General features: G+C 43.6%; 20 protein-coding genes. 14 read left to right on the top strand and 6 right to left on the bottom strand.

The genetic code is table 11. The annotated features are described in order from the left end of the window. Nucleotides 1-113: 113 nt before the first annotated feature. Nucleotides 114-1079, top strand: coding sequence for an MBL fold metallo-hydrolase (locus NST40_RS27230; protein ID WP_076277150.1), 966 nt, complete (start codon nt 114-116; stop codon nt 1077-1079). 155 nt (nt 1080-1234) lie between these two features. Beyond that, nucleotides 1235-2860 (top strand): ATP-binding cassette domain-containing protein, encoded by a 1626-nt coding sequence (locus NST40_RS27225; RefSeq protein WP_036680232.1) that lies wholly within the window; start codon nt 1235-1237, stop codon nt 2858-2860. 324 nt (nt 2861-3184) lie between these two features. Here NST40_RS27225 and NST40_RS27220 read toward each other — a convergent pair whose 3' ends face one another. After that, entirely contained in the window at nt 3185-3370 is a 186-nt protein-coding gene (locus tag NST40_RS27220) for a hypothetical protein (RefSeq protein WP_036680230.1), read from the bottom strand. A gap of 133 nt (nt 3371-3503) precedes the next feature. Between NST40_RS27220 and NST40_RS27215 the strand changes: the two genes are divergently transcribed. Both NST40_RS27215 and NST40_RS27210 read left to right on the top strand, forming a co-directional pair. After that, a complete protein-coding gene (locus tag NST40_RS27215) occupies nt 3504-4373 on the top strand; it encodes a cation diffusion facilitator family transporter (protein ID WP_342410170.1) in 870 nt (289 codons plus the stop codon). A gap of 204 nt (nt 4374-4577) precedes the next feature. Next, entirely contained in the window at nt 4578-5651 is a 1074-nt protein-coding gene (locus tag NST40_RS27210; protein ID WP_342410168.1) for an SH3 domain-containing C40 family peptidase, read from the top strand. Between the two features lie 220 nt (nt 5652-5871). On the opposite strand, the gene NST40_RS27205 is transcribed toward NST40_RS27210, so the two are convergent. Further along, a complete protein-coding gene (locus tag NST40_RS27205) occupies nt 5872-6249 on the bottom strand; it encodes a hypothetical protein (protein WP_076220907.1) in 378 nt (125 codons plus the stop codon). 219 nt (nt 6250-6468) lie between these two features. After that, nucleotides 6469-6636 carry a DUF1328 domain-containing protein gene (locus tag NST40_RS27200; protein WP_036680225.1) on the bottom strand — a complete coding sequence of 56 codons (168 nt, stop codon included), beginning with the start codon at nt 6634-6636 and terminating at the stop codon, nt 6469-6471. A 189-nt stretch (nt 6637-6825) separates the two neighbouring features. Between NST40_RS27200 and NST40_RS27195 the strand changes: the two genes are divergently transcribed. From NST40_RS27195 to NST40_RS27155, 9 genes are all read left to right on the top strand, one after another. Further along, on the top strand, nt 6826-7332 hold the full coding sequence (locus NST40_RS27195) for a DUF948 domain-containing protein (RefSeq protein WP_036680224.1): 507 nt from the start codon (nt 6826-6828) through the stop codon (nt 7330-7332). A 59-nt stretch (nt 7333-7391) separates the two neighbouring features. After that, nucleotides 7392-7916 carry a hypothetical protein gene (locus tag NST40_RS27190; RefSeq protein WP_076277152.1) on the top strand — a complete coding sequence of 175 codons (525 nt, stop codon included), beginning with the start codon at nt 7392-7394 and terminating at the stop codon, nt 7914-7916. 237 nt (nt 7917-8153) lie between these two features. Next, on the top strand, nt 8154-9320 hold the full coding sequence (locus tag NST40_RS27185; RefSeq protein ID WP_076128679.1) for a fused response regulator/phosphatase: 1167 nt from the start codon (nt 8154-8156) through the stop codon (nt 9318-9320). Nucleotides 9321-9322: 2 nt separating this feature from the next. Beyond that, entirely contained in the window at nt 9323-12991 is a 3669-nt protein-coding gene (locus NST40_RS27180; protein ID WP_076128810.1) for a response regulator, read from the top strand. Between the two features lie 79 nt (nt 12992-13070). After that, entirely contained in the window at nt 13071-13937 is an 867-nt protein-coding gene (locus NST40_RS27175) for a protein-glutamate O-methyltransferase CheR (protein WP_051491113.1), read from the top strand. 21 nt (nt 13938-13958) lie between these two features. Continuing rightward, nucleotides 13959-15629, top strand: coding sequence for a response regulator (locus tag NST40_RS27170; RefSeq protein WP_076128677.1), 1671 nt, complete (start codon nt 13959-13961; stop codon nt 15627-15629). 96 nt (nt 15630-15725) lie between these two features. Then, nucleotides 15726-16064, top strand: coding sequence for an STAS domain-containing protein (locus NST40_RS27165; protein WP_076128675.1), 339 nt, complete (start codon nt 15726-15728; stop codon nt 16062-16064). Nucleotides 16065-16082: 18 nt separating this feature from the next. After that, entirely contained in the window at nt 16083-16538 is a 456-nt protein-coding gene (rsbW, locus tag NST40_RS27160; RefSeq protein WP_036680217.1) for an anti-sigma B factor RsbW, read from the top strand. Continuing rightward, nucleotides 16535-17305, top strand: a complete 771-nt coding sequence (locus tag NST40_RS27155; RefSeq protein WP_076128673.1) for a sigma-70 family RNA polymerase sigma factor — start codon at nt 16535-16537, stop codon at nt 17303-17305. Before rsbW ends, NST40_RS27155 begins: the two co-directional genes overlap by 4 nt. 189 nt (nt 17306-17494) lie before the next feature. Here the strand turns inward: NST40_RS27155 and NST40_RS27150 are convergent, their stop codons facing one another. The 3 genes from NST40_RS27150 to NST40_RS27140 form a co-directional block, all read right to left on the bottom strand. Continuing rightward, nucleotides 17495-17827, bottom strand: coding sequence for a DUF5665 domain-containing protein (locus NST40_RS27150; protein ID WP_036680215.1), 333 nt, complete (start codon nt 17825-17827; stop codon nt 17495-17497). A gap of 148 nt (nt 17828-17975) precedes the next feature. After that, a complete protein-coding gene (locus NST40_RS27145) occupies nt 17976-18473 on the bottom strand; it encodes a YtxH domain-containing protein (protein WP_076128671.1) in 498 nt (165 codons plus the stop codon). Between the two features lie 253 nt (nt 18474-18726). Continuing rightward, nucleotides 18727-20493, bottom strand: coding sequence for a glycoside hydrolase family 13 protein (locus NST40_RS27140; RefSeq protein WP_305954104.1), 1767 nt, complete (start codon nt 20491-20493; stop codon nt 18727-18729). A gap of 446 nt (nt 20494-20939) precedes the next feature. On the opposite strand from NST40_RS27140, the gene NST40_RS27135 reads away from it, so the two are divergent. After that, entirely contained in the window at nt 20940-22289 is a 1350-nt protein-coding gene (locus NST40_RS27135; RefSeq protein ID WP_256719028.1) for a maltose ABC transporter substrate-binding protein, read from the top strand. Nucleotides 22290-22302: the final 13 nt, after the last annotated feature.

Genomic DNA, 22302 nt, shown 5'->3' with positions numbered 1-22302 from the left:
CACCATTACCAAGTAACTTGTATATTTTGCAAAATACTCTGCCGTTCAATATAGTTGTATTATATTCGCTAAAGTAAAGCATGCTCTGCAAACTTCTAAAGATGAGGTGCTCTATGGCTAAATTTCGCTACAATAACCTCGACAATGTGAGTACCGATAAAACACTTAAAGAGTTTCGTAAGTGGCGGGAGGAACGTCGACGGAAGAAAAAAGATTATTCATATGTAGTGCCAAGTACGCCGCCGAGGTTAGCTTATCTGGCGGAGAATCGCCTGGAGACCACCATTACGTGGATTGGGCATTCAACGTTTTTCCTTCAATATGAAGGGATGAATATCATTACTGATCCAATCTGGGCGAGAAGACTAGGCTTTGAGAAAAGATTGGGGCAACCCGGGATTCCGCTCAGCGAAGTGCCTCCCATTGACCTGATTCTGATCTCGCACTCTCATTATGACCACTTGCATATGGCTTCTATCCGTAAATTATATAGAGCAGGGACAACCCTTGTTGTTCCTATAGGCTTGAAACGAAAGATGCTCCGCAAAGGATTTCGCAACTGCATAGAAATGGAATGGTGGCAGGAAAATACGCTAGGTAAAATTAAGCTTACCTTTGTGCCGACTCAGCACTGGACGCGGAGAACACCTTGGGACACGAATACTTCTCATTGGGGAGGATACATTCTGCAGCCGATCGAATCGGATAGCGACAAGCTGCCCCCTAACCTGTATTTCGCAGGAGATAGCGGTTATTTTCCGGGTTTTAAGGAGATTGGGAGCCGCTATAAGCTTCATGTTGCACTCATGCCGATTGGAGCTTATGAACCGGAGTGGTTCATGACCTCGCAGCATGTAACCCCTGAAGAGGCTATACAAGCATTTGTAGATGTTGGAGCGGAGACCATGATTCCGATGCATTACGGCACCTATAGACTTGCTGATGATACGGCCCGGGAAGCGCTGGATCGGATGGAAAGTGCCCGGCTTAAACAGGGTATTTCTGAAGAAAGAATCCGTACGCTCAGCTATGGCGAAACGCTTATTATACAACCCGAGAATCGCATAACTGGACAATAATTGAAAAAATTCCTCCTAACTGGCGACCTCTGTACAGCAGCTGGAATAACTTTAGTATTGGAGAGAACAGCTGAAAAGGCTATTTTACGGGCTTTTTGCTCTCTATTTATGCTATAATGAGCCGAAACCCTAAGTGAAAAGGATGGTAATGCGTAATGATTAGCACAAGCGGCGTAACACTCCGCTACGGAAAACGCGCTCTCTTTGAAGATGTAAACATAAAATTCACCCCTGGTAACTGCTACGGTTTGATTGGTGCCAATGGTGCCGGTAAATCAACCTTTCTGAAAATTCTGTCTGGTGAGATCGAAGCAAATACCGGTGAGGTACATGTTACACCGGGCGAACGTCTCGCAGTACTCAAACAGAACCATTTTGAGTATGATGAATTCCCAGTACTTGAGACCGTAATTATGGGTCATACACGTCTTTATGAAATTATGAAAGAAAAGGACGCGCTTTATGCGAAGTCCGATTTCACAGAAGCGGATGGCCTGCGTGCAGGAGAGCTTGAAGGTGAGTTCGCTGAGCTTAACGGCTGGGATGCTGAGCCAGATGCAGCTGCCATGCTGATTGGTCTCGGAATTATGCGTGAACTGCATGACAAAAAAATGGCCGAACTGAGCGGCAATGAAAAGGTACGGGTACTCTTGGCGCAAGCCTTGTTTGGCCGTCCAAATAACCTGCTGCTAGATGAGCCTACCAACCACTTGGATCTCGAATCTATTGGCTGGTTAGAGAACTTCCTCATGGACTATGAAGGTACTGTTATCGTCGTATCCCATGACCGTCACTTCCTGAATAAAGTATGTACGCATATTGCGGATATTGATTTTGGCAAAATCCAGATGTACGTCGGCAACTACGACTTCTGGTATGAGTCCAGTCAGCTTGCGCAAGCTTTGCAGCGTGATTCGAACAAGAAGAAGGAAGATAAAATCAAGGAATTGCAGGCATTTATCCAGCGTTTCTCGGCCAATGCTTCCAAGTCTAAACAAGCGACATCACGTAAGAAGCAACTTGAGAAAATTACACTGGACGACATTCGTCCGTCCAACCGTAAATATCCGTTCCTTAACTTCAAACCAGAACGTGAAGCGGGTAAACAATTGCTGACAGTCAGCGGATTGTCCAAAGCGGTTGAAGGTGAAAAGCTTCTTGATGAAATTAGCTTTGTAGTAAATAAAGGGGATAAGATTGCTTTTGTAGGCCCTTACTCCCAGCCTAAATCACTGCTGTTTGATGTGATCATGGGTGAGCAAGAAGCGGATGCGGGCGAATATACATGGGGAGTAACTACAACTCAAGCGTATTTCCCGAAAGACAACTCCAGCTATTTCGATGGTGTGGAAATGAATCTTGTAGAATGGCTACGCCAGTATTCAAAAGATCAGGACGAAACTTTCCTGCGTGGATTCTTGGGCCGTATGTTGTTCGCCGGAGAAGAAGCACTGAAGAAAGCAAGTGTGCTGTCCGGGGGCGAGAAGGTTCGCTGTATGCTGGCCAAAATGATGCTCAACGGCGCGAACGTGCTTGTGTTCGATGAACCAACCAATCACTTGGATCTGGAATCCATCACGGCACTGAATAACGGGCTGATCGATTTCGATGGCACGATTCTATTCACTTCCCATGACCATCAGTTCATCCAAACCATTGCTAACCGCATCATCGAGATTACACCTACAGGTGTAATTGATCGCTCCATGAGCTACGATGAATATTTGGAGAATCCAGAAATTAAGGAAATGCGCCAGCGCATGTATCCTGTAGAAGTATAATATTTAATTTCCGCTATGCGGAAGGAATCCATGAAGCAGCTACACTAATCCTTTTAGGATCAGGGTAGCTGTCTTTATAATTTCAATTTTGAAAAGTTATTAACAAGTAGAATTCTACGGGGTGTATGCGGGGTTTCCAAGACAGGAGTCTTTAGCCCTTAAGGTTTCCCAAAGCGCATGTTTTCAGCTGGCTAATCGTACATTAAAGAGAAGCAATTATGAATTTGAAGAGTTCTAATCCATCCTATCAGGCAGGACGAACGTATAAACGGCTGCGTTTCCCCGAGGGATTCGCAGCCGTTTATGTTTAAGTATAAGTAAATACTAAGATCCGCCAGTACGACGGCGTTGGTTGTTAGGCTTTTTGTTATTTTGGCTTTTTAGCGGTTTGGCGGAACCGGCCTGAAATGTGGATCCAGGCTTGGAGGAAGATTGTTGCTTCTTCTGTTCCAGTTTTTTACGGATAGCTTCCGCTAAGTTGATTTTTCCTTTATCGTTGCTTTCGCTCATTATGATAACCTCCTTCGAAGCAAGTCCTTACACTTTATTCTAATTGTTTTTAAATGCTGCCACAAGGGCAAGAATAATTGAAAGAATTCTTTTCCGTATTTTAAATAATCGGGGAAAAGAGGGGGAGCCAAGAATGACTGATATTTACGAAGATATACGTAAAGGTGAACGAGGAGCTTGGGTGAGCATAGCGGCTTACCTCATCCTATCATCATTCAAGCTGGTTTGTGGTTATTTATTTGCATCCAGCGCACTCGTAGCGGACGGGGTCAACAATTTAACAGATATCGTAGCATCCATAGCTGTACTGGTGGGGTTACGGATTTCGCGGAAGCCACCTGACTCTGACCACGCTTATGGGCACTTCCGGGCAGAGACCGTAGCGGCGTTGTTGGCTTCTTTTATCATGGCGGTAGTGGGCCTTCAAGTGATTGTGGAGGCGGTGCGTTCCTTTTTCGATCGTACAAAAGAAACGCCGCAGCTCTGGTCGGCAGGGGTGGCTATTGTATGTGCAGTAGCTATGATGGGGGTATACATATATAACAAAAGACTGGCCAAACAAATTAACAGTGGAGCACTTATGGCAGCGGCTAAGGATAATTTTTCGGATGCAATGGTCAGTGTTGGAGCCGCAGTTGGGATTGTGGGTGCACAGTTTAGTTTGCCATGGATTGATTCCGCAGCAGCTGTTCTTGTCGGACTCATTATCTCCAAGACCGCTTGGGATATTTTTCGTGATTCGACCTATCGGCTTACCGATGGCTTTGATCAAGATAAATTGATGGATCTACGCAGTACGATTGCTCGAACGCCGGGAGTAGAAGATATTAAAGATGTGAAGGCACGGGTTCATGGTAATCATGTGCATGTGGATGTTGTAGTGGAAGTGGATGCGAATATTTCTGTGACGGAAGGTCATGAAATAAGTGATTCCATCGAAGAAAGAATGAGCAAAATGCATAATATTATGAATGTGCAGGTGCACGTGGAACCTAAAAAATAAATCACGAAATGCTATATTAAGGAAAAATAACACATATTCAAGGAGAAATCGAGACTTTAGACCTGTGTGTTACCATAAAGTGGCATGATTATATGTGAAATTTGGAGCATGTTCCAAATCCCGGGCAAGCCTATAATGAGGGCATAAAGGAATAATGTAGTACAATCCTTTATTGAAATCTCATCATGGAATTTGGGGGAACGTATGATCAAATCACATAAGCAAATTACAGCATCTTTGTTAGTATCTGCTGCAATTGTTGCAGGTTTAGGAGTATCTGCTCCTGGACAAGCAGCGGCAGCCTCAAGTTCATCTAATTCAGTTACAGTAGCTTCAGCCGTACAAACAGGTGTGATCGAGGCTAGTGTTCGCCTTCGTAGCACCCCTTCTAATGACGGAGAAATAATGAAGTACTTGCAAAAGGGAGATCAAGTGCAGATCCTTTCGCAGCCGAACAGCTATTGGTACCAAGTAAAAACGGCTGATGGTTCAGTGGGTTATACAAGTGCAGGAGATAAGTATATCAGCGTATCCTCTGCTTCAATAACGACACCATCGGCACAAACTGGCACCATTAAGTATGGTGTGAATCTTCGAGTTTCACCTTCAACAAGCGGGAAAATAATGAAGCTTTTGAATAAGGGAGAAAAAGTAGAAGTTCTGGCGCAGCCTAACAGTTACTGGTATCAAGTTAAAGCGGCGGATGGTAGCATCGGATATATAAGTTCAAGTGAACAATATAGTACACTTTCAGGAAACGGTGGGGGATCTGGAACGGTAACACCAACGCCTACACCAACGCCTACACCCAATCCACCTATAACAACACCGGGGGCTTCAGCCCAAATCGAACGGGTAATTGCTGCGGGCATGGGATATCTAGGAACGCCTTATGAGTATGGCTCCAGCAGAAATGATACAAGCACTTTTGACTGCTCGGACTTCATCCGGCAAATTTTTATGGATGCGACCAATCTCAAATTGCCAGCGGATTCCCGTCAACAGGGAGATTGGGTGAAGGCGAATAGTACAGTGGTTACGTCTATTTCCAATTTGAAGCGCGGCGACTTAATGTTCTTTATGGATTATAAGGGGAATTCAGCTTCTGCTTATGAGGGGATCGATAAATCTACGGCTAGAATATCGCATGTTGCTATGTATCTAGGAGATGGACAAGTTCTACAAACTTATTCCGTAGCTTCAGGCGGGGTAAGAGTAGATAAACTAAGCGCTTCTTGGATGAATCGTTTTCTCTACGGAGGTTCGGTCATTCGCTAAATATATGAAAATGCAGGAAGCGACAGCATCGCATGTTTGTGACGGGTGAACGATGGCGGGCGTACGCGCAAGAGGGCTATCCTTTTAGTAGAATTCTCTACTGAAGGGGTAGCTCTTCTTGTTTATCTGTTCGGAATATGTACTCTCCACATAAAAAAAGGGCAGTACCATCGGCCATTTTCGTGGCTCTTGGGACACCCCTTCTTCGCTTATTGATTAATTAAGGCAAAATGACATTGGCTGATACAGGAACCTTAACCCATGCTTTTCCTAGCCAAGTGTAAATTTCTCTCCATTCATTACCCCAAGTATCCGAAATGACTTCACCAGTTGTATCAAGAGTCTGAACGCCAAGCCAGCCTGCTGGAATTATACCTCCGACTGAAAAGTAGAAAGGTGTTTTCTCAGTCAGCACTATTTGCGGTGTAGCTGGACTCATATCCGCTGGAGTAATAATGGTTTCAAAAGAATTGCTGTAAGTGCTTCCAGTAACGTTTGTAGGAGCCGTAGTAGTTTCTGTTACTTCAGCTGCTGAAGCTGTAGCGGCAATGGAAGCCATAAGTCCTAAGGCTACTGTAAGGCTGGCGATTTTTTTCATGTTTGGTTCCTCCTGTGGGGGTTGGATGTATTTTTTTCCAAAAGCGCTGTTTGTTAATAAGCTAGTAAACGTAATTGATGCGTGATGAACCACCCATTCAACATTTCTTATTTTCTCAAGTGACATCCGTGCAGGAATGACCTATACTTTCTGCATGATGAATAAGATATATGGATAGATATGGGAGGGATACGAAAGTCACACCATTGAAATGAGGGGCTACATTGATCTACCTCTGCGTCCCGTGAAGAGAGAAATTACAAACAGAACCAGGAAGACGAAGAACAGGATCTTAGCAAGACCAGCAGCGGCAGCTACTAGGTTGAAGAAACCAAAGATTCCGGCGATTACTGCGACTACAAGTAGTATTGCGGACCATTTTAACATTACATATCACCTATCCTTTTTTGATTAATGTAGTCATTGTATAAACGGGGGCTTTGATTTTGAAACAAAAGGGAAGAGGGACTCTTGACAACGCTCGACAAGATGTTTCGGCTTATGGGACCAGGGGTAACTATGCAGTATACAAGGCTGATTAGCCGATATTTATGAGATATGGAAGGGGTTATGAATATGATCATTGAACTTAGTGTAGCACTCGTCGCAATTGCATTCGCAGTACTTGTTTTCTTTTTAATTAAAACTTTAAAGTCGGCAAAGGATTCACTCGACAAAGTCAGCCAAACCTTGGTGGAAGTACAGAAGACGATGGATGAGCTTACTTATGAAGTGAAAACGACGGTCAGACACGCAAATGAAATCACTGCCGATGTACAGCATAAGATTCAGAAGATTGACCCAGTCATCGATTCTGTCAAGAATCTGGGTGATGTCATGAATGAGCTGACCTTAACGGTCAAACAAGTGTCAGTCACAGTGATCGAGAAATATCGTAAATCGCGTGAGCTGAAGGAGAAGAGTAAGGAAGTCTCTATAAAAGAAGCTCCGCTAACTCCTGCTGAAGAACGTACTGTTAACTCCTATGATGCCATTTATGCTGAGAAGTCACCGGGAAAAATAGCTACAGTGCTAAAAGGTGTAGACGTAGCTGCAACTCTTTGGAAGAAATTTCGTCATTAAGCATAAGATAGTAAAGCTTCTGTAATCGGTGGCTGCAGATAAGAAAGGTGGGACACAACATGAACATGATGATCCTTTTATTTGGTCTTCTTTTCCCATACTTTGATGCGTCTCCACAGTTGGTGCCTATCTCTACTTTTATTGAACAACCTAAGTCGGTTCTCGCATTTGAACATGTTTCAGAATCCAGCCCATATATAAATCGCTTTGATTCTCTGCAAGGTGTCGCTTTATACACTACAAAGGAAGAACTGCTTCTGACCAAAGGCAATCCGCTTGCGGTGACAAATGATTCATTGCTAGAGACAGTGGAGTACCACTATGCAGATGTGACAGTGGGTGTGGGCGAGGGTGTTGTACTTTATGTGCATGTTGCACCTCCGCAAGCACAGCAGTTCGGTTTATATGTAGATGGCGTAGAAATCGATCCTTTAACAGATAATCTGCAAGATACTTTGGGCAAACCGTATTTTATAGCCGAAGATGGGGATGTATACCTGAGAGGGAATAATGCACTCAAAATATATCGAAATTTGGCGGGTGAATTTGAAGGAATTGATTTATTTGATAGTATTTCGTCCTAATGTGTTTCATATTTGAGCAAATTGGTTAATAAACATAGGCTGTCTTTAGAATAGAGTAACCTCCAGAACCACTAGGTATAGTGGGGCTGGAGGTTACTTTGCTGAATACGTAAATTGATCCTATGACTATATTTACATATTATGAAAATAGAAATAACACTGTAAAATAGCGTATGATATAGTTAATAGGTTTGCAGAATTTTACGGTCGTAATACTATTCGTGTGAGGTGAAGATGATGAGAATCTTAATCGTGGATGACAATCCGACTAATGTTATCATTATCCGTGAAATCCTGAAAAAAGAAGATTACCGAAATTTCGTAACCGCATCCTCTGCCAAAGAGATGCTGGAACGGCTTGGAATCGGTTCGGGGAGTGAAGATGGACGTCCCCGGATGTCAGATATTGATCTGATTTTACTGGATATGATGATGCCAGAAATGGATGGGATCGAAGCATGTCGTGTTGTGCAGCAATACGAACATCTTAAGGATATTCCAATAATAATGGTTACAGCTGTAGGCGATTCTAAGAAATTGGCCGAAGCGCTGGATGCAGGTGCAGTAGATTATGTTACGAAACCTATTAATAAAGTGGAGCTAATGGCCCGGATTCGGCTTGCTCTGCGGTTGAAACGTGAGAAAGATTGGCATAAGGAACGGGATCAGCGGATTCAGGAGGAATTGAGACTGGCTGCACTCGTGCAGAATGCTGTACTCAGCCTACCCCTGCAGGAAGAGAATTTCGAGGTGCATGCTATCTATCAGCCTTCCTCTGAATTGGCGGGTGATTTATATGCCTGGTATCCCCTTGGGGATGGCCGATATGGCGTAATCCTCCTGGACATTATGGGACACGGTATATCGTCCTCTCTTTTTTGCATGTTCCTTGCGTCAGTATTAAAGGATACGGTAACTACCTATGTAGAGCCGGAAAAGGTAATTCAGGAACTCAATCGAAGGTTTAACCAACTTTATATTGAGAAAAAGCTGATTCAATATTATTTTACGACGATTTATCTTGTGATCGACACTCGTATAAAGCGTATTGACTACGTTAACGCCGGGCATCCACCTGCGCTATTTTTTGAGGGCGCAGCTAAGACTCCGGTCTTGCTGGAAAGTAATTGTCACCCTGTAGGCCTGTTTGAACGGATTGATATTCAGCCTCAGAGCTTGACCTACGAAGATGAAGGGCATTTGGTTCTCTATACAGATGGTCTGCTGGAGCTGGTTGAGGGTGAACAGGAAGAGCAGCTGAAGTTTATGATTAAGCATTTAAATGTTGAGCATGAATGGAAGGAAGAAACTATACGGGCTGCTTTTTTCAATGCTGATGTTCCTAAAGAGCGTGACGATGACAAATGTATAGTGTGGATCTCACTGAAGAAGGGAACAGAATGAGGATGAAAATAAAGGCTAAACTCTTAATTGGTTTTAGTGCGATGCTGGCGATTATGCTGGCACTTACTATGATTGGATACGATCGTTTGGATTATATGAATGGTCAGCTTGAGGGTTACCAGGATAGATATATGAAGGGGCGCTCTTCTTCAGGTATGCGTGGAGAAGTGAATGATATGGCGCGCATATTAACGACGACCATGTTAAGCGCGGATACATCAACGGTAGAATCACAAAAAAAAGAGATTGATAAAAAAATAGCTAAGGCGAATGAGCACTACGACAAAATAAAAGAATCAATGACTAGCGCTGAAGAGATGCAGATCGTTAATCAAATTGATGATTCTTATACGATCTATCTAAATTATCAGGAAAAAATATTGAAGCTGCTATCAGCTGGTTATTTCCAGAATGCCAGCACGTATTCTAACACAGAGGGACAAGCGATTCAGAATGCCGTGTTAAATGCTCTGAACAGTCTCTCTGATTATAATGCCTTTATTATGAATGAAGAGAGCGCAAAAGCTAAAGATGCCTATCAAAGCTCTACTCAGATGGTCATCTTGATGATGATTGTGGGCCTGCTACTTGGACTTGGAGTTGTTCTATGGATCATTCCAAGCATTACGCGGGGGCTTAATGTCGTTTCGATGATGATTACCAGCTTTGGCAACGGCAGAATTCGGGCCATAAGGCGCATAAAGGTTACTTCGAAAGATGAGATTGGTGAGGTTGCCCTTGTCTTTAAGAAAATGGCGTTAGATCTTGAAGAGAAACAGCAAATGGAACAGGCTTATGCACAGGCACAGAATGATCAATCCTGGCTGAATGCAAATGTTGCTCAGGTGACAGAACTTCTCCGGGGGGTTAGCTCATTGGATCAGGTCTCACAGACCTTTATCAACGAGTTCACCCCTGTGCTCGGAGCCCAGTTTGGAGCTGTGTATTTGAAGGATGCTAATCGTCCCGATTTTTTACGAAGCAGTGGTTATTATGCAGTAGATAACGATAAGAAACCAAAGGAAGGTTTTTTGATTGGAGAAGGGCTTGTAGGTCAAAGTGCGCTTGATATGCACCCAATCAGATTGGAGCGGGCTCCTGAAGATTATATCTCCGTGAAATCCGGCTTTGTGGATTCACAGCCAGGATATATTTCCATTCATCCGCTTATTTTTGAAGACGAGCTGCTCGGTGTAGTAGAATTCGCTTCATTCCAGCCATTTAGCAGTCTGAAAAATGATTTGCTGCAACAACTTGCGAATAATTTAAGCATTATTTTCAATAATATTAGTCGTCGTCTGATTGTAGAGAAATTACTGCGTGAGTCACAAGCACTTACGGAAGAACTGCAATGTCAGTCAGAGGAGCTGCAGACTCAGCAAGAAGAACTGCGTCGTTCTAATGAGAACTTGGAAGAGCAGACGGACGCGCTTAAGCGTTCAGAAGAACTGCTGCAACGTCAGCAGGAGGAACTGGAGCATTACAATACGGAACTCGTCGCCAAGACTCGTGCACTAGAGGAGCAAGTGCAGGAGGTTGAGGAGAAAAAAGATGAAATTGAGCATGCTAAGGTTCAGCTAGAGAAACAGGCTATGCAATTATCCGTGACTAGTAAATATAAATCGGAATTTATGGCGAACATGTCCCATGAATTGCGGACGCCGCTTAACAGTCTGCTGATCTTGTCTCAGCTGCTTACTGAGAACAAGGATGGTAATCTAACGGAGAAACAGGTTGAATTTGCCCATACGATTTACATGTCAGGTGCTGACCTGCTTAAAATGATTGATGAAATTCTCGATCTATCCAAGGTTGATGCAGGAAAAATGGAACTGAATCATGAAGAAATTAAACTGACTGAGCTGAAAAGCTTTGTGAAGCAGAATTTTGCTCCGCAGGCGATCAAAAAAGGACTCTCCTTACGGATAGCCTTTAACGAGCCGCTGCCAGATAGCGTAATTGCCGATAGTCACCGGTTGAAGCAGGTTTTAAGAAACCTGCTTTCCAATGCCTTTAAATTTACAACCGAAGGTTTTATCGAGTTTTCAGTTAGCCCGGCAGATAATAATCTCTTGCCACTAAATCTGCCGAGTGATAATGAATATATTGCTATTGCTGTGAAGGACAGTGGCATTGGTATTCCGGCTGACAAAACAGATATTGTATTCGAAGCCTTCCAGCAAGTAGACGGAACAACCAGCCGTAAATATGGAGGCACGGGGTTGGGATTGTCGATCAGCCGTGAATTGGTTCGTATAATGGGTGGAGCTATTGTGCTCGAATCCCGTGAGGGACAAGGCAGTACCTTCACTTTATATTTGCCGGTGAAGGCAAATTACAGTAAACAACGTGCAGAAATAGAAGCTGCGGTGTCCAAAGAGGATTCCACATATGATGAATATATTGGAGACATGCTTCCAACCTTAGTGCCAGCAGCCGTTAACGTACCCCTTCCACAACTGACAATTGAGGATGATCGTGACAATTTGACGGCGAATGACAAAGTCCTGCTTATTATTGAAGATGATGAAAGCTTTGCGAAAATCTTGTTAGACATGGCTCGTGGGCGCAGATTTAAAGGTTTAGTAGCGCTTCAAGGCGATATAGGACTGCAGATGGCAAAAACTTATTTGCCAGATGCGATCATTCTCGATATACAGCTGCCTGTAATGGACGGCTGGACCATCCTTAGAGAGCTGAAAAGTGCATCTCAGACCCGTCACATTCCTGTTCATGTTATCTCAGTGAACGATGAAGTGAAGCAAGGATTAATGATGGGAGCTATGGCGTATCTTAGAAAACCATCTTCAAGAGAAGCATTGGAGCGGGCTTTCTCACAAATTGAGAACTATACGTCCAGCACAGTGAAGTACCTTCTGATTGTTGAAGACGATGAGATTCAACGTCGTTCCATTATGGAATTGATCGGTCACGATGATGTAGCTATCACCGCGGTATCAACCGGCAATGAGGCACTGATGGAGCTGCGCAAGCAGAGATATGATTGTATGGTTCTGGATCTTATGCTTGGGGATATGAACGGCTTTGAATTGCTGGATCAGATTCGTGATGATGAAGAATTAAATGATCTTCCTATTATTATTTATACAGGTAAGGATTTAGATAGCAAAGAGGAGACACAGCTCCGCAAGTATGCTGAATCCATAATTATTAAGGATGTTCGTTCTCCGGAACGACTACTGGATGAGACAACGTTGTTCTTGCACCGGGTAGAAGCCAATCTTCCGGAAGATAAACGTAAAATTTTGCAGAAGCTGCATAACAAAGAAGAGTTATTCGAAGGGAAGAAAATACTGCTCGTCGATGATGATATTCGTAATGTTTTTGCACTCTCTAGTGTACTGGAAGAATACCACATGGAAGTGAAGTTTGCGGAGAATGGACGTGAAGCGCTGGAAATGCTGGTAGAGCAAGAAGATTTTGATCTCGTGCTTATGGATATGATGATGCCGGAAATGGACGGATATGAAGCTATGCGCCGAATCCGTGAAATGCCGCAATATCAGAAACTGCCTATTATTGCGCTTACCGCCAAAGCAATGAAAGAGGATCGCGCCAAATGTATTGAAGCGGGAGCTTCTGATTATATGAAGAAACCGATCGCAACAGGTCAACTTCTTTCGTTAATGCGTGTCTGGTTGTATTCGTAAACTCAAATTTGGGGTAATACCTTTTTAAGAACTAACATGACTAGAATTACGGTGTGTTAATAAGGGAGTCGGGATAACAATGAAAGCGATAGAACACGGATATGAGGAGCAGCCCGTTATGGTAGGAAGTGACGAGTTGGAGCAAATTGAGATCGAGCTGCTCCTTGATGGAGTACACCGTTTATATGGATATGATTTCCGGAATTATGCGTTGCCTTCTTTGAAGCGACGTATCTGGCATCATGTGCATGCGGAGAATGTACACAGCATATCCGCGCTGCAAGAAAAGGTGCTGCATGATCGTGCCTGTTTTGAACGATTTGTCTATAGTCTCTCCATTCCGGTTACCGAAATGTTTAGGGACCCGGGGTTATTTTTAACGTTTCGCCAGAAGGTAGTTCCGTTGTTGAGGACTTATCCCTATATTCGTATCTGGCATGCTGGATGCTCCACTGGTGAAGAAGTATACTCTATGGCCATCCTGCTTCATGAAGAAGGGCTTTACGATAAGGCTCGGATTTATGCCACAGATATGAATGAGCGTTCTTTACAGCAGGCTAAGGAAGGCGTCTATGATATTAGCAGAATGAAGCAATACACTAAGAATTATTTGGAGGCGGGAGGTACCCGGGCATTCTCTGAATACTATACAGCGAAGTATAACTCGGTTATTTTACAGCCATATTTACGCAAAAACATTATATTCGCTGAGCATAACTTGGCTACAGATACTTCTTTTAATGAGTTTAATGTTATTTTCTGCCGCAATGTGATGATCTATTTCAATGATGAGCTGCGGGATCATGTTCACGGCTTGTTTCATGAAAGTTTAAGTCGTTTTGGAATACTTGTTCTAGGCTCTAAAGAATCCATTCACTTTACGAAGTACAGCGATTGTTATGAGTCTTTGGACAGAGTAGAAAAAATATACCGTAACATAAAATAACGCATGAAGGAGGGTGGTCCTATGGGGTTTCAAGAACCAATTCATATACTACTAGTAGATGACCGTCCTGAAAATCTGCTGGCGCTGGAGGCGGTACTTGAAAGCCAGCATTATGAGCTAGTCAAAGCCACCTCCGGCGAAGAAGCGCTGCGGTGTTTGTTAAGGTATGATTTTGCTGTCATCGTACTGGACGTGCAGATGCCAGGTATGGATGGGATCGAGACCGCAAAGTTGATTAAAGCCAGAGAAAAAACAAAGGAAATTCCGATTATCTTTATCTCTGCGAATAGTAAGGAAGCGGAGCATTTATTCGCGGGCTATTCTGCAGGGGCTATTGATTATATGGTCAAGCCCTTCATTCCACAAATTCTGAAGTCTAAGATACAAGGTTTTGTCGAGATGTATATTACGAGCAAGAAGCATCAGACTCAGACCATGCTGCTGCAGCAAAAGACGAAAGAACTGGAAATCATAAATAGTGAGCTCGTAAAGGCTAAGGAAGAGGCGGAGATCGCCTCCAAAGCGAAGTCGGAATTTCTGGCTATGATGAGTCATGAGATTCGTACACCAATGAATGGCGTAGTGGGTATGATTGATTTATTAATGGAGACTGACCTTGCTCCTGAGCAGAAGGAGTATTCCGAGATCATTCGGAAAAGTGCAGACACGTTGATTACGGTTATAAACGATATTCTTGATTTCACCAAAATGGAATCCGGTAAAATGGAAATCGAAGAGCAGCTGTTCGAACTTCGCACATGTATTCAAGAGGTGTTCAGCCTCTTTTCGGTGGAAGCGGGAAAAAAGAACCTGGAGCTCGCTTATTTTATCGATCAGAAGTTGCCTAGACTTTTATATGGAGATATGGCCCGTTTACGCCAAGTATTAATTAATCTGATTGCTAACGCAGTTAAATTTACGAATCAAGGCGGTGTCTATTTAGTCGCTTCCATCAAAGAAACATCTGGGAACAAGGTAGAAGTCGAGTTCACGATCATGGATACAGGGATTGGTATTTCTCCAGAGAAATGCGACCGATTGTTCCAACCGTTCTCACAGCTGGATTCTTCAATGACACGGAAATACGGGGGGACAGGGCTTGGTTTAGCCATATGTAAATCCCTTGTAGGCATGATGGGCGGAGAAATACGGGTAGAATCCATGGAGCAAAAAGGAGCTACCTTTATTTTTACGATACAAGCATCCGTACCTGGAGAAGATTTGACAGGAGGTTATCAAGAAGAGGAATCGCCTCATCTTCTTCTTAATCAGGAGAGCAGAAGCCGAATCCTTGTTGTAGATGACCATCCTATCAATCAGCGTCTGATGGTTAGCATGCTAGATAAGCTCGGCTATGAAGCTGATATGGCTGAGGACGGGAAACAGGCTGTGCAAATGGCGCTTAAGCAGCCCTATGATTTTATCTTTATGGATCTCCAAATGCCAGTAATGGATGGCCTGGAGGCAACCGCTCAAATCCGTCGAGAAGGCGGTCCGGCGGCTGAGAAGACTATTATTATTGCAATGACTGCGAATGTCATGGATGGCATCCAGAATCGCTGTAAAGCCTCAGGAATGGATGACTATATCAGCAAGCCACTTAAGATGAGTAGTATTAAGCAGATTATCTCTCGGTATTCTAGCAGCGATAATCGGATGGTTGAAACAGATACCTCTATTTTTCAGGCGTAACCCAATATTTACTAGTTTATATTTTAATGTTATTTGTTTCAAAGGTAGGACTATGAGGTTATTAATATAGAAAATATTTATCAGGAGAGATCGTCTATGAACACGCATAAAAGTAATAAGTTTCACGCTAAGACAGAGACAAAAGAAAGTGTATGTACGGTTTTCCTGAATGGTGAACTTGATCTATCCGTGGCTTCCGATTTCCGTTTGGTAATGGAGCCGCTTGTAGGTGATACGAAGCATGATTTAGTAATAAATCTTAAAGAATTAAAATACATCGATAGCACGGGTATTGGTATTCTACTTTCGATCCTGAAATCAAGACAAGGTATGGACGTTAAGTTTATGGTTGAGGATGTTCCTCCCCAAATTCAGAAGCTGTTTGACATGACTGGTATTACCAAGTTTTTTGCCTCCCAAGAGAATTCCCACTAGGAAAGGATAGAACAAAGAATGAGTGATGATGTGCAAAAAGTAATTCTTCAGCTGCCGGCTAGCGCAGAGTATGTGGATATTGTTAGGTTGAATTTATATGGTATTGCTTCAAAAATGGGCTTCACCTACGAAGATATTGAAGATATGAAGGTAGCTGTATCAGAGGCGTGTAACAACTCAGTATTGTACGCCTATGGACAACAAGACGGAATGGTGGATGTAATCTTTGAGGTGGGTGAAAGTGCCCTATCCATTACAGTCAAAGACGAGGGGGAGAGCTTTGACGGTTTGGAAGACTCGTCCAGTGAGCGTATGACACTGCATGATAAAGAGTTAAGTGACGTTCAGGTCGGCGGTTTAGGGTTCTACTTAATGCAAGCGTTGATGGATGACGTGAGCGTCGTAAGTGAGGCCGGAAGAGGGACGGTAGTAACTTTGAAGAAGCACCTTAACTTTAGCGAGGAAAAGGTATGAGTGATAAGGTGACTCCCCCCGAGTCCATGAATGAAGCAGTCACCCAAATTTGGGAATATCAGCAGACTAAGGATAATGAACGCGCAACAGTGCTGATTAAGAAATATGAGCCTATGGTAAAAATGGCTGCTGGAAAAATTTCTCGCAACCGCCCCGACTTGTATGAGGATTTATATCAGGTCGGGCAAATGGCGCTCATCCGGTTATTACAGCAATATGATATTAGCCTTGGAATCCCTTTTGAGCCCTATGCGATGAAAAGCATGATTGGACATATGAAGAATTTCCTACGTGATAAATCTTGGTACATACAGGTACCTAGACGGATTAAAGAAAAGGGAGCACTTGTTCAACACGCGATTGACGAACTAACAGTGAAGCTGGAACGTTCGCCTGCGGTGGATGAGATTGCTCATTATCTTGATTTGTCTGTTGAAGAAACTGTAGAAGTACTGGCGGGCAGAGAATGTTATCATTACGTCTCCCTAGACTCGCCCCTTTCTCAAGAGGAGACAGGAGCCACACTAGGCGAGCTGATCAGCTCTGACGCAAATGATTACGAGACCGTAGAGAAACGTATGGATTTGCAACAAGCACTAGGTCAATTGAAGGAACAGGAGCAGCAGGTGCTGCTGTTAGCGTTCCAAGATGGACAATCCCAGCGGGCGATCGCCCAGAAGCTGGGGGTATCACAGATGAGCGTTTCACGCATACAGAAGCGGGCCACTGAGAAGTTAAAGCAGATTATGGCCAACTCTTCCTATTGAGTTCCTGTATGGGTAATATACATTTTCGACGATAAGGACATGCCTCTCTCCGCTGACTGGAGACCCGCATGTCCTTTATTTGTATACTGTTGTAGACTTATTCCCCCGCTTGTCCGTCCAACCTAGAGGATTAGACGGACAAGCGGGGGAAGCGGTCGATAGTTGGGGAATAGATTGATAGTCTTGCGGTTAGCTATTAGCATCAATGTATTTTTTAATTTCGCCAAGATACTCTCCGATTACTGGAACATTAAGAAAAAGACTAAGAATGTAGCCTAATAAACCAAGGACTACAAATGTTCCGAGAGATAGTCCAAGTCCCCGAGATATACCGGCCATCAGGTTTGTGATGATTCTTTTTTTCGGATCTGAATAGTTGTCGAGAATGTCTTTGAATTCTGATTTTTCCAGTGAGTGAGCGATCTTATCAAGACGACTGTTTAAGCGTTTCACTTCATGTCGCAACTCGAAAGGATGTTCATCAATTTCATAAGGTTTTGTTTGGTTATTTGAATCTGCCATGCGCCATCCCTGCTTTCTATAGCCCGAACGGGCATTAATTAAATGTCTAGTTGTATCTGCTGATGTGAATAAAGGTGTAACTAAACAACAGCCAGCTGCGGTCAGCTGGCTGTTGTTTGTTAAAGTGATAGCTGTATGATGCCGCAGATTAGTAATTGGATTTATAGGAGGATTTTACATCCTCTTTCGCATCCTTAGCCTGATTGGCAACCTCTTTAGAGGATGCTTTAGCTTCATCAGCTACGTCTTTAGAGGCGTCTTTAACATCCGAGCTTACATTGCTTGAGGCTTCACTTACAGTGTCACCAATTTTACTTCCAGCCTCTTGAAGAGTGGCGGCAATTTGTTGTTTGCTGTCACTGACAGTGGTATAGATATCAGAAGCTTTATCTGACACCGTACTAGCCAAATCGGTTGCTTTTTCGCCAACGGTTGTCGCAATAGCTTTGGTTTTGTCAGTTACGGCACCAGCAACTTCTTTGGTCTTGTCTGTAGCTTGAGAAAGTTTATCTGACAGATCACTGCGCATTTCACGACCAGGCTTTGGTGCAAATAGCAGGGCTGCTGCGGCACCAATTAAGCTACCAATAAAGATACCTTTTAATAAGCTGCTTCCGTTCTCTACTTCATGTTCTACGTTACTCATCACCAATCACTCCTTATAATTTATCTTACTTCGTATATAAACTTTGGCGTATGGGCTGAAACAGTTGAAGAGCAAGGGAGAGATTACGGGAGTTTAAGGGAGGATACGGTAACCTAGAGGGCTTTAGGTCATATAAACCGCGTTTTTAAGGCTTTATCAAGATTTGTTTATGCGCAAAAAGAAGGGCGAAGACAGGCTGTGATATGCAGCATATGTCTCCATCCTTCCACGATTGAATTTATAATGTTACGGATTAATCATTAACGGCTTGGAGTACCGCATAGCCGAATTCAGGCAGATTCAGATGCAGCTGGGATGTGGAGGTTTCAGTCCGTTTCTGCGTCTTTAGATTTACCCATATCGTGTCTGCTCCGGTTACAGGAATGATGACTTCGGCCATAACATCTTCATTGTTCAATACGATTATGAACCGGCTTTGTTTGTCCCACCGCTCATATACAAGCAGCTTTGGATAACCCGGAATCTCCACCGCTTTAAATCCACTGCTCCGGAATGCGGGATGAGATTTACGAAGGCTGATCGTCCAGCGATAGTATTCGAACAATTCTTGATTCTGTTTCTGGGAGTCCCACTCCATACATTTTCGGTTGTCCGGATCGTATCCGCCATCCATGCCGATTTCATCGCCATAATAAACACAGGGTGCTCCTTGAAAGGTCATCTGGAACAAAACGGCCAGCTTTAACTTCCTGATGTCACCGCCACAAAGTGTCAGGAAACGAACTGTATCATGGCTGTCTAGCAGATTAAAGGCGGCTTCCGTAATTTGCTGCGGATAATTCGCTAGCATAGTAGCAACCGACTGAGAGAATTGTGCAGCATTGATCTGTCCGTGAGCGAAAAAATTAATTTGAATATTCGTTAGCGGGTAATTCATAACGGCGTCAAATTGATCGCCAAGCAGCCACGGCAAGGAATCATGCATGATTTCTCCTACGAGATAGGCTTCTGGATTAATGCTTTTGATCGTACTGCAGAATTGCCGCCAGAACGAATGGGAGACTTCATTTGCGACATCAAGCCGCCAGCCGTCTATACCGATTTCCTCGATCCAATAGCGGCCTGCATTCAGTAGATATTCTATGACTTCAGGATTCTCAGTGTTGAACTTAGGCATGATAGGCTCAAATGCAAAGGTGTCATAGGTGGGAATTCCGTCGATGACCTGTGGCGGCCACTCGCGTACATGGAACCAATCCGCATAACGTGAAGATTGCCCGTTCGCGAGCAGATCAACAAATGGCGGGAAGGTATGACCGCAATGATTAAAGACACCGTCCAGGATGACACGGATGCCTTTGGAGTGACAGGAGTCCACAAGCTCTTTCAGCAATGTATTGGTGCCAAAATGAGGATCGACCAAATAATAATCTTTTGTATCGTATTTATGATTGGTGGTTGCCGCAAATAAAGGATTAAAATATATAGCATTGATGCCCAATTCACAGAGATAATCCAAATGATCTAGTACACCCTGTAAGTCCCCTCCGAAGAAATTCCGAGGACTCGGCGTGCCGCCCCATTCCAATACATCTGTCGGATCGTTGGTGGGATCCCCATTCGCGAAACGCTCCGGGAATATTTGATAAAATACTGCATCTTTCACCCACGATGGAGGGGAGTGCACATCTTCACGATTCAAAAATGGAAAGTCGAACAAGCCTTCATATACCACAGCAGGTGGCTCTGGATAAAAACCTTTTTCTAAAAAATAAAGAACTTCGTCTTTGTCATAAAGCGCAAAGTAATACGCGAGTCTGCGGTAAACAGGACGGACGGAGGCTTGCCAGTAATCGAACAAGCCGTCAGAAGCGAGGCGCTGCATTGGAATGACCTCATGCGTTTTGTCCCAGCCAAATTTATCTCCACAGAAAAGATCGATCTGTGATACGTTGTCCCGCTTAGTTCTTATGCGAATATGAAGTGTAGACTCATCGTAGGCATATGACCAATTTTGTCCCATACGGTGATAAACGGCTTCCGGTTGAATCATACTCATTTTCCATCCCTTCGGGCATGTAAACGCAAAAAAGGGCCAACCTCATGATTTTCAGAGGTTGAACCCTTGGCGGTTTCATTGCCTTTAAATTTGTCTGCATCTTACCATAACCCTCAAGAGCAAAGCAAGAGGTTATTTCACAAGAAATTACAATATGGAATATTTAGTATGTGGTAGGGATAAAGAGAAAATAAAAGAAAAGAAAAGATAAACTTTGTTAAACCGTCTTTTTTGGACTTATACTCTGATTGCAATCAAAATTATGGATATTATAGAATGAGGGCGAACGAACTTGATTTTTCATAACACGCATTCAAATTAAAGGCACTGTTACCTGGAAAGGTACAACCTCGGCACTTTGTGCAAATGAGGTTGTACCTTTTTTATATGCTTTTTTTCAATGCGGGTTAGGTTTAATCACTCATGAACGAAGGGGAGATGAGCAAATGAAGAAGAGTAAACGTTCCAAAATGCAAGCGGTAACATTTAGTTTAGTCCTATGCCTGCTGTTAACTTTGACGGTCACCGCATGCGGTTCAGGCAATGGGAACTCCGCATCAAAGCCGAATTCGAGTCCGAATTCCGCAGTGAACGAGCCGGGGGGAACCACAAATGAGACAAATACTTCCGGAGAGAATACCACCGATGAGGAAATGAAACCAGAAGCAGGGGCCAAACTGATGGTCTGGGAAGCCAAGGAGCAGCTTGAGTACATGAAGCAGATTGCTGCTGATTTCGAAAAAGAATATGGTGTTCCCGTCACAGTTGAGGAAATGGCAGGTGGTGATCAAGGCGCAAGACTGGCGACGGATGGTCCGTCTAAACTTGCTGCAGATGTGTTGACTCTGCCCCATGACCAGATCGGGCAAGCCGTAAAAGCAGGGCTGCTTTTGCCAAATGATGTTTTTGAGGAAGAAACCAAATCAACGATGGTGGCAACAGCCGTTCAGGCATCGTCTTATGATGGCATTCTTTACGGTTATCCTAAATCGGTGGAAACCTATGCGCTGTTCTACAACAAGGATCTGATTCCTGAGGCTCCTAAAACGTGGGATGATGTGATTGCTTTTGCAGATACGTACAACAATCCGAAGGAAAACAAATTCGCAATCATGTGGGAATTCGTCGGATATTACAGCTATCCGTTTATTGGCAGCTTCGGCGGATATATTTACGGAGACAACAATACGAATTTCAAGGATATTGGATTGAACAATGAGGGCACTATCAAAGGGTTTACGTTTCTGCAGAGCCTCAAAAAAATTCTGCCTTTGAATGCAGGAGATATCACTTATGACGTGAAAACACAGTTGTTCCAAGAAGGTAAGCTGGCGATGAATATCGACGGGCCGTGGTCCATAGCGGCGTTTAAGGAAAATGTTAACCTGGGTGTGGCGCCTCTTCCAAAGGGACCTGACGGTCAAGACAGTCTTTCTTTCTCCGGGGTCAAATCGTATTATGTCAACTCATATACGGAATATCCGGTCGCAGGCCGTTTGTTCGCACATTTTGCAAGCAACAAGGAGAATCAGCTTAAGAATTTTGAGATGACGGGAGCGATTCCTGCGAGTATAGAGGCTGGAGAAGCGCCGGAAATCAAAGATGACCCTATTATTGGCGGATTCTTCGAGCAATTCCAAAATTCCGTTCCAATGCCTTCCGTTTCAGAAATTAAATCGGTCTGGGAACCCCTAAAAGCAGCGTTTGTGTCCCTGTGGAACGACTCAAATCTTGATGTTAAACAGACGCTGGATCAGACTGTAACCACGATTCAGGCCGATCTGGAGTCGAAGTAAAGGGCAGGTGATT

The organism is Paenibacillus sp. FSL R10-2778 (assembly GCF_038593035.1).
Classification (GTDB): Bacteria; Bacillota; Bacilli; order Paenibacillales; family Paenibacillaceae; genus Paenibacillus_AQ; species Paenibacillus_AQ odorifer.
The sequence above is the reverse complement of the archived record's forward strand: the minus strand, read 5'-3'. Positions and strand labels throughout refer to the sequence as shown.

What these genes read in the sequence shown, in the direction of transcription:
- NST40_RS27135 (WP_256719028.1), top strand. Translation starts at nt 20,940, where the DNA reads ATGAAGAAGAGTAAACGTTCCAAAATGCAAGCGGTAACATTTAGTTTA.
- NST40_RS27225 (WP_036680232.1), top strand. Translation starts at nt 1,235, where the DNA reads ATGATTAGCACAAGCGGCGTAACACTCCGCTACGGAAAACGCGCTCTC.
- NST40_RS27210 (WP_342410168.1), top strand. Translation starts at nt 4,578, where the DNA reads ATGATCAAATCACATAAGCAAATTACAGCATCTTTGTTAGTATCTGCT.
- NST40_RS27150 (WP_036680215.1), bottom strand. Translation starts at nt 17,827, where the DNA reads ATGGCAGATTCAAATAACCAAACAAAACCTTATGAAATTGATGAACAT.
- NST40_RS27230 (WP_076277150.1), top strand. Translation starts at nt 114, where the DNA reads ATGGCTAAATTTCGCTACAATAACCTCGACAATGTGAGTACCGATAAA.
- NST40_RS27170 (WP_076128677.1), top strand. Translation starts at nt 13,959, where the DNA reads ATGGGGTTTCAAGAACCAATTCATATACTACTAGTAGATGACCGTCCT.
- NST40_RS27190 (WP_076277152.1), top strand. Translation starts at nt 7,392, where the DNA reads ATGAACATGATGATCCTTTTATTTGGTCTTCTTTTCCCATACTTTGAT.
- NST40_RS27155 (WP_076128673.1), top strand. Translation starts at nt 16,535, where the DNA reads ATGAGTGATAAGGTGACTCCCCCCGAGTCCATGAATGAAGCAGTCACC.
- NST40_RS27180 (WP_076128810.1), top strand. Translation starts at nt 9,323, where the DNA reads ATGAAAATAAAGGCTAAACTCTTAATTGGTTTTAGTGCGATGCTGGCG.
- NST40_RS27175 (WP_051491113.1), top strand. Translation starts at nt 13,071, where the DNA reads ATGAAAGCGATAGAACACGGATATGAGGAGCAGCCCGTTATGGTAGGA.
- NST40_RS27195 (WP_036680224.1), top strand. Translation starts at nt 6,826, where the DNA reads ATGATCATTGAACTTAGTGTAGCACTCGTCGCAATTGCATTCGCAGTA.
- rsbW (WP_036680217.1), top strand. Translation starts at nt 16,083, where the DNA reads ATGAGTGATGATGTGCAAAAAGTAATTCTTCAGCTGCCGGCTAGCGCA.
- NST40_RS27145 (WP_076128671.1), bottom strand. Translation starts at nt 18,473, where the DNA reads ATGAGTAACGTAGAACATGAAGTAGAGAACGGAAGCAGCTTATTAAAA.
- NST40_RS27200 (WP_036680225.1), bottom strand. Translation starts at nt 6,636, where the DNA reads ATGTTAAAATGGTCCGCAATACTACTTGTAGTCGCAGTAATCGCCGGA.
- NST40_RS27165 (WP_076128675.1), top strand. Translation starts at nt 15,726, where the DNA reads ATGAACACGCATAAAAGTAATAAGTTTCACGCTAAGACAGAGACAAAA.
- NST40_RS27140 (WP_305954104.1), bottom strand. Translation starts at nt 20,493, where the DNA reads ATGAGTATGATTCAACCGGAAGCCGTTTATCACCGTATGGGACAAAAT.
- NST40_RS27215 (WP_342410170.1), top strand. Translation starts at nt 3,504, where the DNA reads ATGACTGATATTTACGAAGATATACGTAAAGGTGAACGAGGAGCTTGG.
- NST40_RS27220 (WP_036680230.1), bottom strand. Translation starts at nt 3,370, where the DNA reads ATGAGCGAAAGCAACGATAAAGGAAAAATCAACTTAGCGGAAGCTATC.
- NST40_RS27185 (WP_076128679.1), top strand. Translation starts at nt 8,154, where the DNA reads ATGAGAATCTTAATCGTGGATGACAATCCGACTAATGTTATCATTATC.
- NST40_RS27205 (WP_076220907.1), bottom strand. Translation starts at nt 6,249, where the DNA reads ATGAAAAAAATCGCCAGCCTTACAGTAGCCTTAGGACTTATGGCTTCC.